Source organism: Streptomyces sp. NPDC037389 (assembly GCF_040636475.1).
Lineage (GTDB): Bacteria > Actinomycetota > Actinomycetes > Streptomycetales > Streptomycetaceae > Streptomyces > Streptomyces hesseae.
Map to the genome: position 1 here is coordinate 1 of NZ_JBEZUS010000017.1, position 12,533 is coordinate 12,533.

A 12,533-nucleotide genomic window follows, 5' to 3' on the forward strand; every position below is an offset into this window, starting at 1 on the left:
ACGTCAGCAGGCGCCGCTAGCTCAGTTGGTTAGAGCAGCTGACTCTTAATCAGCGGGTCCGGGGTTCGAGTCCCTGGCGGCGCACAGACGGTCGAAGGCCCTCACCACACGGTGAGGGCCTTCGATGTATGCCCCGGCCACGGCGGGACGGCCGATGACTTATGTCATCGGCGGCCGGTGATTCCCGGACCTGCCCGCGCACCGCCCGCCCCGGAAGACTTCTTCCCATGACGACCGAGACCATCACCGCCGCCGAAGCGACCACCACCCGCACCGCCGGCACCGCCGTCGAGGCCGGTGAGGAGATCAAGCCGCTCCCCACCTGGTTCTTCTGCTTCGAGGGCCTGATGTCGGCCGCCTACGACCTGTTCAAGGCGTACCCGCAGAGCCTGTGGGTGCTCGGCGCCCTCGCCCTGGTCAACCTCGTCGCCTCGCTGACCGTGCTGCGCTCCCGGCTGAAGCTGGCCAAGCGGCTGTGGCGCGGCAAGGGCACCCGCAAGATCGCCCTCGGTCTGGTCGCCCTGCGCCTCGGCAGCCACCTGGCGCTCGGCGCGGCGGGCCTGGCCGTGACCGGGGTCGCGGGCCACCTCGGCTTCGCCGTCGTGATGGCCGCCACCACGGTCTACCTGCTCTGGTTCGGCCAGCGCGCGGCCCTGCGCGCGATCGCCGCCGGCCGGGCGTGACCCGCCCGGCGTACGGACGCCCCCTACGGACGCCCCCTGTAGACACCCTTTACGGACGCGCGTCACGGCCGACCGTGCGGACGCGCGGTCGCGGGAGGGCGGACGGCCCGTAGCATGGAAGGCCGTCCCCGGCGCCGGTCCCGGGGCGCCCGGCCAGGACAGGGCCGGCCAGGACAGGGAGGAGAGGGCACGTGCCGCAGCACCGCCGCCCGACGGCAGCCGCAGCGCTGCTGCTCCTCCTCGCGGTCCTCTTCGGCCCGGTCGTCTGCGGCGCCGGCTCGTCCGCGTACGCGACGGGCAGCGGCTCCGTCCCGGCCGTCTCCGCCCGGGCACAGCACCCGGCCGTCCCGGTCTCCCCCGAGCTCCGGCCCCGTACCGACGTCACGGACACCGGCGGCAGCTGCCGCCAGCAGGACACGCCCCTCAAGGGCGCCGAGGCCGCCGTCGCGCACGCCCAGGCCGACCCGCTCAGCGCCCCCGGCACCGCCCGCACGGCGCTCCCCCGCGCCCGGGCCCCGCAGGTCACCGCCCCCAGGGCGCCGCCCGTGACGGCGGCCGACCGCGCCGAGCTGCTCCCCGTCCTACGGATCTAGACCGCCCCACCACGGCCCACGCCGGGCCGTGCTCCGGCATACCCAGATTCCGTACGACCCAGGGAGTCCCCTCCTCATGTCCGCACGTCCCGCACGCCTCTCCACGCCCTCCCGCCGCCTGGCGGCCATCGGCGCGGTCCTCGCCCTCGTCGTGGCGGTCGTCGCCGCCGGCATCGCCATCGCCAAGAACACCGGCGGCTCCGGCAAGGACAGGCCCGCCGCCGGCTCCGGGCCGTCCTTCGACCCCAACCAGGCCACCTACGACAAGTTCGAGCAGGCCACCAGCCGCCGCAAGGACGGCGACCCGCTCGCGATCGGCAAGGCCGACGCCCCCGTGGTGCTGGTCGAGTACGCCGACTACCAGTGCTCCTACTGCGGCCGCTTCACCCGGGAGACCCAGCCCGAGCTGGTCAAGAAGTACGTCGACGCGGGCGTCCTGCGCATCGAGTTCCGCAACTTCCCGATCTTCGGCAAGGACTCCGAGCGCGCCGCCCGCGCCTCCTGGGCCGCCGGGCAGCAGGGCCGCTGGCAGCAGTTCCACGACGAGCTCTTCGCCAAGCTCCGCAAGGGCGACGCGCTCGCCGAGGACAAGCTCGTCGACATGGCCGGCAAGGCCGGTGTGAAGGACCTCGGCAAGTTCCGCGCCGACCTGTCCGGCGCCGAGTCCGAGGCCGCGGTCAAGAAGGACCAGGACGAGGGCTACGCCCTCGGCGTGCAGAGCACCCCGTCCTTCCTCGTCGGCGGCCGGCCGCTCGCGGGCGCCCAGCCGATGAAGGAGTTCGAGGCCGCCATCGCCCAGGCGAAGGCGGTCAAGGAGGCCGCCGGGAAGTCGGGCAAGTGACCGACATCGGCTACCTCGCCGCCTTCCTCGGCGGCGTCCTCGCCCTGGTCAGCCCGTGCAGCGCGCTGCTGCTGCCCGCGTTCTTCGCCTACTCCCTGGCGACCCCCACCAGGCTCCTCGCCCGCACCGGCGTCTTCTACCTGGGGCTCTCCACCACGCTCGTCCCCCTCGGGGCCGCCTCCACCGCCGCCAGCCGGCTCTTCAACGGCCACCGCGATCTGCTGATCACCACCGGCGGCTGGGTGGTGATCGCCCTGGGCGCGGCCCAGATCGTGGGGCTCGGCTTCGCCTCCAGGAAGGCCCAGGCGGCGGCGGGGCGGATCACTCCGCGCACGGCCGCCTCGACCTTCCTCCTGGGCTGTGTCTACGGACTGGCCGGCTTCTGCGCGGGGCCGATCCTCGGCGCGGTGCTGACCGTGACGGCCGTGGACGGCGACCCCCTCCACGGGGCGTCGATGCTCGCCGTCTACGCGCTGGGCATGGCGCTGCCGCTGTTCGCACTGGCCCTGCTCTGGGACCGCTTCAAGCTGGGGCAGCGGCGCTGGCTGCGCGGGCGGGAGCTGCGCCTGGGCCGGCTGCGGCTGCACACCACCTCGCTGGTGTCGGGCCTGTTCTTCATCGCCATCGGGGTGCTCTTCCTCGGCTGGGGCGGGACGACCGGGCTGCCGGGGCTCGTCGACGCCGAGCAGGAGTTCCGGCTGGAGGAGCTGGTCTCCCGGGTGGGCGGCGCGGTGCCGGACTACGCGCTGCTGGCCGTGCTCGCGCTGGTGGCGGCGGGCGCGCTGGCGTGGTTCGCGCTGCGGCGCGGGCCCGGCGAGTCCGCCTCCGGCGGACCGGACGGCACCGACGGCCCGTAGGCCCCCGGTGCCGCCGTGGGGTGCCCGGCGGACGGGCACCCCACGGCGGTCCTCTCGGGGACCGTCAGGATCCGGACGTCGGTGACGTCGGAGACATCAGAACTGGACGTCCGAACAGGCGTAGAACGCGTTGCCCGTGTCGGCGACGGTCCAGACGGCGAGGATCAGCTGCTTGCCGCTCTTCCCCGCCGGGAGCGTGCCCTGATGCGTGACCGTGGCGTCGGGGATCCGGCCGCCGTAGGGGACGGTCAGGAACGGCTGGGGGTCGAGGTCGGATCTGGTGAGCGGCCGGTTCGGGTCGTAGTGGTCGTTGGTGATGTAGTAGCGGAAGTCCGTGGTGGCGTGGCGGGCCGTCAGCTTCCAGCGGAACGAGTAGCCCTGCCCCGCCGAGACCTTCGTGGCCGGCCACTCCCCGCCGCGCGGGTCGTCGAGCTCGGCGAAGCGGCTGTTGCCGCCGGCGCAGAGCGTGCCGTCGGACGGGCCGTGGGACGGGAAGCCCTTGGGACCCTCGACGGACTGGGGCTCCCACTGGATCTCACCGCAGTCGCTCACCGCGCCCTGGGCGCAGAACACCTGCCGGCTGGTGGGCGCGTCGGTGTAGCCGTGGCTGTTGGCACTTCCGGTGGAGACGAGGGAGATACAGGCGACGCTCAGGCCGATGATCGCCGCACTGATCCTTTTGCGCATACGTCACTCCTCGAGAACGTGGGGGGTTCTGTGAGCCGAGTGGATTGCGGTCTAGACCAAGAGTGACGCTAGTACCGGCCAACGGTCATGTCCAGGCCAAAATTGGGGTCTTGACGTCACCCTCGGTCGCAGTGCTCCTCATCGCCCGTACAGGTGACCGGCGATCCGGCCTCCTCGTCCCAGCCGGAACCGTCATGGTCGGGCGACTCGATCCGGCCGTACATGCGCGCGTCGAAGTACGCGAGGCTGGAGATCCGCACCCGGGTCCCCGGGCGGGCCGCCTCGACATAGCGCCCGCCGCCCAGGTAGATCGCCACGTGGTGCACCCCGGAGGCCCGGCCGTCGCTGGACCAGAAGACCAGGTCGCCACGGGCGAGGGCGCCGCGCGGAATGCGCCGGGTGGCGCGGTACTGGTCGGCCGCCAGCCGCGGCAGCCGGACCCCCGCCCGCTGGTACGCCTGCTGGACGAGCCCGGAACAGTCCCAGCGGTGGGGGCCGGCGCCGCCGTAGGCGTAAGGGTCACCCAGATGGCCCAGCGCGAAGGCGATGGCGGGCTCCAGCCCGCGGATCCTGGCGCTCTCGCCGGTCCCGCCGCCCTGATCGGCGACGTCGTCGCCGTCGACGGCGGTCGTGTCGTCGGTGTCGGCGAGGACCTCGGGGGGCACATCGGCGGGCAGGTCCTCGGGGGCGGTGTCGGCCGGGCCGCCGTCCGGGTCGTCGGCGGCGACGGCCACCGGGTCCGGGAGGGGATCGGGCCGCTCGGTCGCCAGGGCGAACGTGCCCGTACCGGCGAGCAGCACGGCCCCCGCGGCCGCCATCGCCGCCCGGCGCCCGGTGAGCCGGGGGCGCCGGTGCCGGCCGCGCCCGGCGGGTATCTCCTCGGGCATCTCCCCGCCGCCTTTCCCTCGGTTCCGCTCGGCACAGCTTCTCAGCGGCCAAGGAGAACCGCATGTCGCGAGAGAGTCACCCTCCGTAATAAATATCGCCCGATTTTCGGGCATGGCAGCCACCGCGGTCGGAGGCACTCCCGGGCGTCGGGTAGAGTCTTCTCTGTCAGCAGGCGCCGCTAGCTCAGTTGGTTAGAGCAGCTGACTCTTAATCAGCGGGTCCGGGGTTCGAGTCCCTGGCGGCGCACGCGAGACTCAGGGCTCCTCACCATCGGTGAGGAGCCCTGAGTCGTTCTCTGTTCGATGCGAACATCTACACGCATCATTGATGACCACTTCCGCAACATTCGTAAGCATCTTCGTTCGACGTACCGCTTTGCCCGGTAAACACCTTGTTTCACCCTTGCGATCATGATGCGCGGTCCGAGATCCTAAAGCGCACGACTTCACCCAATGTCACGTCGCCAACGGGGAGTTGGGTGGCGCCGCAGGGAGCCGGCGCGGGGCATGCCCGCGCGCGGCCAGGGGGGGCCGGGGGGCCCGCGAAACGGCACACACGCGCAGTGAGCATGCGTGCGGGGGGAATGACTCATGACGTCCACGCCTGCCGACGCCCGGCAGCAGCCCTACGACCCATCGGTGACGGCACGCCCGCACCTGCCGGCCCCGGCCGGCGCGGACGACCCGCCGCCGGGGCCCCATCCGCCCAGACGGACGTCGCCGCCCCGTCGCCGCGAGCCCCTCCCCCGCTTCGACTACGAGCACTACAGCCGGCTCGCCGGCCCGCTGAGCAGGCCACCGCAGGACCCCGGCCCGTACCGGGTGCGCTACCGCAGCCTCCTCGCCGACGAGCCGCACCGCGTCCAGGCGGCGCTGCTGCTCGGCGCGGCGCCCGTGGTCTCGCTGGGCCTGCTGATCTGGCTGATGCAGCCCGCCCACTGGACCCAGCGGGAGCACGGCACACCGCTGATGCGCGCCCTCGACACCGTGATGCTCGTGTCGATCGGGCTGATCGAGCTCTTCCGTACGCTGAACGTGACGTCCAACGCCCACGCCACCCTCGTCGCCCGCGACCCGATACCGGTCGTCCCCGAGACCGGCACCAAAGTGGCCTTCCTGACCTCCTTCGTGCCGGGCAAGGAGCCCATCGAGATGGTCACCAGGACCCTGGAGGCGGCCGTCAGGGTCCGTCACCGGGGGCCCGTGCACGTCTGGCTGCTCGACGAGGGCGACGACCCCGAGGTCAAGGCCGTCTGCGCGCGCCTGGGCGTCCACCATTTCTCCCGCAAGGGCGTGGAGAGATGGAACCAGCCGAAGGGCCCGCACCGCGCCCGCACCAAGCACGGCAATTACAACGCCTGGCTCGACGCCCACGGCGACGAGTACGACTTCTTCGCGTCCGTCGACACCGACCATGTCCCGCTGCCCAACTTCCTCGAACGGATGCTCGGTTACTTCCGTGACCCGGACATCGCCTTCGTCGTCGGCCCCCAGGTGTACGGGAACTACGAGGCGGCGGTCACCAAGGCGGCGGAGAGCCAGCAGTTCCTTTTCCACGCGCTGATCCAGCGCGCCGGGAACCGCTATGGCGCACCCATGTTCGTGGGCACCAACAACGCCGTACGGATCAGCGCCCTCAAGGGCATCGGCGGGCTCTACGACTCGATCACCGAGGACATGGCCACCGGCTTCGAGCTGCACCGGCACCGCAATCCGGGGACGGGCCGGAAATGGCGCTCGGTCTACACCCCCGACGTCCTCGCCGTGGGAGAGGGACCGAACGCCTGGACGGACTTCTTCACCCAGCAGCTGCGCTGGTCCCGGGGCACCTACGAGACCATCATCAAGCAGTACTGGAAGGGCCCCTTCACCCTGTCGCCGGGGAAGTTCCTCAATTACACCCTGATGGTCATCTATTATCCGATGACAGCACTCAACTGGATGCTCGGAGCGCTGAGTTGCGCGCTCTTCCTGGGGCTCGGAGCCTCCGGCATCTCCATCGATTCCGAGATCTGGATGATGCTCTACAGCGACGCGGCGGCCCTCCAGATCGGCCTCTACATCTGGAACCGCCGGCACAATGTCTCCCCCCATGAGCCCGAGGGCTCGGGCGGCCTCGCGGGCATGGTGATGTCCGCGCTCTCCGCGCCGATCTACGCCCGCTCGCTGACGGACGCGGTGCTGCGCCGCAAGAGCTCGTTCGTGGTGACGCCCAAGGGCGATTCGGCCAGCCCCGACACCCTTTTCGGCACCTTCCGCATCCATCTGTTCTTCCTGCTCGTCTTCGGGGGGTCGCTGGTGGCCTCCTTCGTCCTCGGCCACACCCATGTGGCCATGCGCACCTGGGCCTCGCTCGCCCTCGCGGTCACCGTGGCCCCGATCGTCGCGTGGTCGTGGACGCTGTACCGCGCCAAGCATCCCGAGGGAGCCCGTCAGCGATGAGATTCCAACCGAGCCGCCGCACCCGTCGTACGACGGTGGGTGCGGCGGTCGTGTTCGCCCTGGCGGGAATGAACGGCCCGGCGCTCTGGGACTACACCGCCGACCGGTACCACACATACAAGATCAATCAGCCCGCCTACAAGGCGGAGAACGGCCACTGGGACGTCGTGGACGTCCCCCGGGAATACCGGATCAACACCATTCACGCCGCCCTGCTGCACACCGGCAAGGTGCTCCTCGTGGCCGGCTCCGGGAACAACGCCGCCAATTTCAAGGCCAAGTCCTTCCGCACGGTCCTGTGGGACCCGCGCGGGAACACCTTCAAGAACATCCCCACGCCCAAGGACCTGTTCTGCGCCGGCCACACCCAGCTGCCGGACGGCAGGCTCCTGGTGGCGGGCGGCACCCAGCGCTACGAGAAGCTCAACGGCGACGTCACCAAGGCCGGCGGCCTGATGATCGTCCACAATGAGAACCCCGACAAGCCGATGACCTTCCCGGCGGGCACCCGCTTCACGGGCAAGGCCAATCACAAGACCTTCGAGTCCAAGGACGCCGTCCTCGTGCCGCGCGCCGCCAAGACCGGCGAGGGCGACAAGGTCAAGGTCACGGCCAGTACCGCGCGCGTCTATGTGGAGGCCCTGGACAAGGGCCCCAAGTACGAGACGGGGACCACCGACAACTACCGCATCCAGGGCCTCACCGGCGTCGACGACCGGAACAACTACGGCATCGCCAACAAGCTCTCCTTCGACAAGAAGGATTTCCAGGGCATCAAGGACTCCTTCGAATTCGACCCCGTGGCCGAGCGCTACATCACGGTCGACCCGATGGAGGAGGCCCGCTGGTACCCGACCCTGACCACGCTCCAGGACGGCAGGGTGCTCTCGGTCTCCGGGCTGGACGAGATCGGCCAGGTCGTCCCCGGGAAGAACGAGGTCTACGACCCGAGGACCAAGAAGTGGTCCTACCTCCCCAAGGAGCGGTTCTTCCCCACCTATCCGGCCCTCTTCCTCGCCGACAAGGGGAAGATCTTCTACACCGGCTCCAACGCGGGCTACGGCCCGGCCGACAAGGGCCGCACCCCGGGCCTGTGGGACCTGGAGAGCAACGCGTTCACAGAAGTGCCCGGCATCAGCGATCCGGACGTCCTGGAGACCTCGATGTCCGTGCTGCTGCCGCCCGCCCAGGAGCAGCGCTTCATGGTCCTCGGCGGCGGCGGGGTGGGCGAGGACCGCAAGTCCACGGCCAAGACCCGCATCGTGGACCTGCGCGAGGACAAGCCGCGCTTCCACGACGGCCCCGACCTCTACGCCGAGGTCCGCTATCCCAGCAGTGTCATCCTCCCCGACGACACCGTGCTGACCACCAATGGCTCGGGCGACTACCGGGGACGCAGCCAGTCCAACGTCCTGGGGGCCGAGCTCTACGACCCCGGTGCCAACTCCACCCGTCGCGTCGCCGATCCGCTGGTGGGCCGCAACTATCACTCCGGTGCCCTGCTGCTGCCCGACGGCAGGGTGATGACCTTCGGCTCCGACTCGCTGTTCGGCGACAAGGACAACACCAGGCCCGGTACGTTCCAGCAGCAGATCGACCTCTACACGCCGCCGTATCTCTTCCGCGACGAGCGCCCCGGGTTCAAGGACACCGGCCCCCGGACGGTCAAGCCGGGCGAGCGGACCTCGTACCGCACCAGCGCCCCCGAGGCGATCTCCCGGGCGCGGCTGATCCGGCCGGGGTCCTTCACCCATGTCACCAATATCGAGCAGCGCTCGATCGCACTGGACCTCGCCAAGTCGGCGGACGGTGTGACCGTCACCGTGCCCGGGGACCCGTCCCTGGTACCGCCCGGCTGGTACATGCTGGAGCTGATCGACGGCAAGGGCACCCCGTCCGAGGCGGTGTGGATCAAGGTGCCGGTGGCGGAGAAGGCATCCGGGGAGCAGGGCGGGGAGTGAGCGCGGGCCCGGGCGCCGGCGGTGGTCAGCGGGTGTTGCGGGCCAGCTCCAGGGCGTAGTTCTCCCACCACTGGCCGGCGTCCGGGCCGCCCTTGCAGGTGCCGTCCGACTCCCCGGGCCGTTTGACCCATAGGTAGGCGTCCACCAGCGCGTCCCCCGTCCTTGTGGTCGGGGGGGCGCCGAGGGCGCGGCCGGAGGGGTTGCACCAGGCCTTCTCGTGGCCGCCGGAGAGCGGGCCGTTGCCGTTGCGGCTGGTGTCGATGACGAAGTGCTTGCCGCCCAGTTGCCCGGAGATCCGGTGGCCGTACTCCTTGCTGTCCTGGGTGGTCTGGAAGTTGGAGACATTGAGGGCGAAGCCGTCGGCCTGGTCGATGCCCGCGCGGCGCAGCGGGTCGGCCATGCGGTCGGCGGGGGTCACCCAGCTGGGGTTGCCCGCGTCCAGGTAGACCTTGGTCCTCGGGAGGGCCTTGAGCCTGCCGACGGCGTCCTTGAGCAGCGCGTAGCGCTCCTCGTGGAACTGCTGGGGGGTGCAGCCGTCCTCCATGTGCGGCAGGGCGTCGGGTTCGAGGATGACGGTCGTCCTGCGGTCGCCGATGCCGGCGGCGGCCTTGTCCAGCCAGGCCCGGTAGGAGTCGCCGTCGGAGGCGCCGCCCTGGGAGTACTGGCCGCAGTCGCGGTGGGGGATGTTGTAGAGGACCAGCAGCGCGTCGCGGTCGACGGCCGCGGCGGCCTCGGTGAAGCCGCGGGTCTGGGCGTCCGGGTCGTCGGCGCCGACCCATTCGGCGACGGGCTGGGCGGCGATCTTCGCGATCAGCGCGGCGTCCTGGGCCTTGCCGGCCTTGCCGAGCCGGAGGGCCTCGCGGGCGGCCGTGCCGTCGGGGTTCACCCAGTAGGGAGAGGTGGACTTGGGGAGCTGGGAGGGGGCCTGGACGGCGAGGGCGTCCTTCCTGGGGGCGCCGGAGTCGTCCGAGGAGCCGCAGCCCGTGGTCGCCAGGAGCAGGAGCACCCCCGCCGTCGCTCCCGTCCGCGCCCATGCCCTGCGGCCCCGGCGCGCGCGGCCGGAGTAACTGCGGTACATCCACTCCCCCTTGGGTGTACTGCCTGTGGAGGTGATTGACGGAAGCGCCGTCCCCATGCTGGCACAGACGTGCCCACGCCCGGGGGCAGTCATGCCACGACACGTGGTGGGTCGCTCTGTCGGGCGACCCGGCCGGCGGGTGCCCATGCGCTCGGGCGGGCCGCCGGCCGGGGTCTCAGGCCGCACGGCCGGATCCCGTGGCGGCGGGGTCCGTCGCGCCGGTCAGATAGGCGGAGACGACGACGTTGGCGCTGTAGGTGCGCCGGTCGCGGTCGTAGTAGCCGCCGCAGGTGATGAGGCGCAGCTCGGCGCGGTCCTTGACGCGGGGTCCGTAGGCGCGTGCGGCGTCGAAGCGTTCCTTGGTGAAGACGGAGACGTCCTCGACGGTGAACTCGGCGACGGAGCCGTCGGCGCGGGTGACGTCGACCTCGGTGCCGCGCCGGATGCCGCCGAGCCCGTAGAAGACGGCGGGCGCGTGGTCGGTGTCGAGGTGGCCGACGAGGACGGCGGCACCGGGGCTGCCGGGCCGGGGCCCGTCCCGGTACCAGGCGACGGCGCCGGGCCGGGCGTACGGGGGCGGGTCGACCGCGCCCCGGGGGGTCAGCCCGTGGTCCTCGACGGGGGCGTGGACGTTCATGGCCTTGATGGTCAGGCCCTGGGGGCGGCTCCCGGCCAGGGGGCGGTGGGGCGGTGGCAGCGCGGGGTCGGCGGGCCGGCCCACGGCGGCCACGTCGCCGGTGGTGGGGGCGGTCGCCATGGGCACCTCGGTGATGTCGCGTCCCCACAGCCACAGCGCCACCAGCAGGGCGGCCCAGGCCGTGCCGGTCAGCATCCGGCCGGTGCCGCCGGGGCGGTCCTCGTCCATGGCGGTCGTCCGTCCTCGCCTGGTCAGCGCCGGGCCGCGGCGGTGCGGCGCCGGTGCCAGATCAGCGCGCCGGCGATGGCCGCGGTGGTGGCGGCGAGGACGAGGCCGGCGGTGTCGGGCGGTTCCACGGCGGCCGCGTGGGAGGTGCTGCCGCCGCCTCCGGCGGGGACGGGGGCGACGGGTGAGGAGTGGCCGATCCGGCGGTCGCGGCCGGTGAGGGTGCCGTGGTCGTCGCGGTCGGCGAGGGAGCCGGCGGCTGGGTGGTCGGCGTCGGGGTGGTCGTCCCGGCGAGCGTCGGAGCCGTCGGTGACGACGGTCAGCCTGCCCTCGGCCGTGGCCTCCGTGCCGTCGCAGTTGACCCTGACCGGGTAGGTCCCGGGGCGTACGGCCTCGCGGATGGTGGCCTCGGCGAACAGCCCGGCCGAGTCCTTGGCGAGCTTGGCGTCGGAGACGAACGCCTCGGAGGTGGCGGTCCCCCGCTCGCCGGCGCAGCCGGAGACCCTCAGCTGCACCTCGGCGCCGGGCCGGGTGGTGACGGGGGTGAGCTCCATGGTCCCGGACATGGTGACGGGCCCGTCGCTGGCGTGGGCGGGGCCCGCGCCCGCGACGAGCGCCGCCGCGATCACGGCCCCGCAGAGGGCGGAGCGGACTGCATCCATAGTGAACCTCCTGGTACTCCCGAGGTTCACCCGGCGATGTCCGTGGACGCATCCGCTCCGTAGCCGTATTGCTCCATTTGACGATCATCCAAGCCGGTCGGGTCAGCGCGGGGGCGCGGGCCCGGCCGGGGCGGGGCGTCAGATGAGCTCGACGAGGTCCGCGATGGAGTCGACGACCCTGGACGGGCGGAAGGGGTGGAGGTCGACCTCCTCGGCCCGGGTGAGGCCGGTGAGCACCAGGAAGGTCTCCATGCCGGCCTCCAGGCCCGCCAGGATGTCGGTGTCCATCCGGTCGCCGATCATGGCGCTGGTCTCGGAGTGGGCGCCGATGGCGTTGAGGCCGGCCCGCATCATCAGGGGGTTGGGCTTGCCGACGAAGTAGGGCTCGCGGCCGGTGGCCTTGGTGATGAGGGCGGCGACGGAGCCGGTGGCGGGGAGGGCGCCCTCGGCGGAGGGGCCGGTCTCGTCGGGGTTGGTGGCGATGAAGCGGGCGCCGTTGTTGATCAGGCGGATGGCCTTGGTGAGGGCTTCGAAGCTGTAGGTGCGGGTCTCGCCGAGCACCACGTAGTCGGGGTCGGCGTCGGTGAGGACGTAGCCGATGTCGTGGAGGGCGGTGGTCAGGCCGGCCTCGCCGATGACGTAGGCGGTGCCGCCCGGCCGCTGGTCGTCCAGGAACTGGGCGGTGGCCAGCGCGGACGTCCAGATGTTGCGGACCGGCACGTCCAGGCCGATCCGCTTCAGGCGCGCGTGGAGGTCGCGGGCGGTGTAGATCGAGTTGTTGGTCAGCACCAGGAAGGGCTTGCCGGACTCCCGTAGCCGGGTGATGAAGGCGTCGGCCCCGGGGACCGGGATGCCCTCGTGCATGAGGACGCCGTCCATGTCGGTGAGCCAGGACTCGATCGGCTTGCGTTCTGCCACTGCGGACTCCTGCCGTGCTGTGCCCGTCGCCGGGGACGGGTCGGGGACGCCGGGACGACACC

The 12,533-nt window shown here is 71.7% G+C and carries 12 protein-coding genes and 2 tRNA genes; 8 read left to right on the forward strand and 6 right to left on the reverse strand.

The features are described 5' to 3' along the window. The first annotated feature begins 10 nt into the window (after positions 1-10). The 5 genes from AB0E98_RS28970 to AB0E98_RS28990 all read left to right on the forward strand — a co-directional run bounded on the left by AB0E98_RS28970 (position 11) and on the right by AB0E98_RS28990 (position 2,974). A tRNA-Lys gene (locus AB0E98_RS28970) sits at positions 11-84 on the forward strand. 143 nt (positions 85-227) lie between these two features. Then, on the forward strand, positions 228-683 hold the full coding sequence (locus AB0E98_RS28975) for a hypothetical protein (protein WP_361708234.1): 456 nt from the start codon (positions 228-230) through the stop codon (positions 681-683). 191 nt (positions 684-874) lie between these two features. Further along, a complete protein-coding gene (locus tag AB0E98_RS28980) occupies positions 875-1,276 on the forward strand; it encodes a hypothetical protein (protein WP_361708237.1) in 402 nt (133 codons plus the stop codon). A gap of 76 nt (positions 1,277-1,352) precedes the next feature. Then, the gene (locus tag AB0E98_RS28985) at positions 1,353-2,117 is read left to right on the forward strand and encodes a DsbA family protein (protein WP_361708239.1); all 765 of its coding nucleotides are present in this window, start codon (positions 1,353-1,355) and stop codon (positions 2,115-2,117) included. Then, positions 2,114-2,974, forward strand: coding sequence for a cytochrome c biogenesis CcdA family protein (locus tag AB0E98_RS28990; protein ID WP_361708242.1), 861 nt, complete (start codon positions 2,114-2,116; stop codon positions 2,972-2,974). The genes AB0E98_RS28985 and AB0E98_RS28990 overlap by 4 nt, the downstream gene beginning before the upstream one ends. Positions 2,975-3,070: 96 nt before the next feature. Here the strand turns inward: AB0E98_RS28990 and AB0E98_RS28995 are convergent, their stop codons facing one another. Together AB0E98_RS28995 and AB0E98_RS29000 are read right to left on the reverse strand one after the other, a co-directional pair. Then, entirely contained in the window at positions 3,071-3,661 is a 591-nt protein-coding gene (locus tag AB0E98_RS28995; protein ID WP_361708244.1) for a lytic polysaccharide monooxygenase auxiliary activity family 9 protein, read from the reverse strand. A 116-nt stretch (positions 3,662-3,777) separates the two neighbouring features. Next, entirely contained in the window at positions 3,778-4,548 is a 771-nt protein-coding gene (locus tag AB0E98_RS29000) for an NlpC/P60 family protein (RefSeq protein WP_361708247.1), read from the reverse strand. A gap of 173 nt (positions 4,549-4,721) precedes the next feature. On the opposite strand from AB0E98_RS29000, the gene AB0E98_RS29005 reads away from it, so the two are divergent. The 3 genes from AB0E98_RS29005 (at position 4,722) to AB0E98_RS29015 (ending at position 8,951) form a co-directional block, all read left to right on the forward strand. After that, a tRNA-Lys gene (locus tag AB0E98_RS29005) sits at positions 4,722-4,795 on the forward strand. A 344-nt stretch (positions 4,796-5,139) separates the two neighbouring features. After that, positions 5,140-6,990, forward strand: coding sequence for a cellulose synthase catalytic subunit (locus tag AB0E98_RS29010; protein ID WP_361708249.1), 1,851 nt, complete (start codon positions 5,140-5,142; stop codon positions 6,988-6,990). Then, the gene (locus tag AB0E98_RS29015; protein ID WP_361708252.1) at positions 6,987-8,951 is read left to right on the forward strand and encodes a kelch motif-containing protein; all 1,965 of its coding nucleotides are present in this window, start codon (positions 6,987-6,989) and stop codon (positions 8,949-8,951) included. The genes AB0E98_RS29010 and AB0E98_RS29015 overlap by 4 nt, the downstream gene beginning before the upstream one ends. A gap of 25 nt (positions 8,952-8,976) precedes the next feature. Here the strand turns inward: AB0E98_RS29015 and AB0E98_RS29020 are convergent, their stop codons facing one another. The 4 genes from AB0E98_RS29020 to AB0E98_RS29035 form a co-directional block, all read right to left on the reverse strand. Then, positions 8,977-10,029, reverse strand: a complete 1,053-nt coding sequence (locus AB0E98_RS29020; RefSeq protein WP_361708255.1) for a glycoside hydrolase family 6 protein — start codon at positions 10,027-10,029, stop codon at positions 8,977-8,979. A 175-nt stretch (positions 10,030-10,204) separates the two neighbouring features. Next, positions 10,205-10,894: a class F sortase gene (locus AB0E98_RS29025; RefSeq protein WP_361708258.1), complete on the reverse strand. Its 690-nt coding sequence runs from the start codon at positions 10,892-10,894 to the stop codon at positions 10,205-10,207. Between the two features lie 23 nt (positions 10,895-10,917). Beyond that, positions 10,918-11,553: a hypothetical protein gene (locus tag AB0E98_RS29030; protein ID WP_361708261.1), complete on the reverse strand. Its 636-nt coding sequence runs from the start codon at positions 11,551-11,553 to the stop codon at positions 10,918-10,920. A 138-nt stretch (positions 11,554-11,691) separates the two neighbouring features. Further along, positions 11,692-12,471 (reverse strand): HAD-IIA family hydrolase, encoded by a 780-nt coding sequence (locus tag AB0E98_RS29035; RefSeq protein ID WP_361708264.1) that lies wholly within the window; start codon positions 12,469-12,471, stop codon positions 11,692-11,694. Positions 12,472-12,533: the final 62 nt, after the last annotated feature.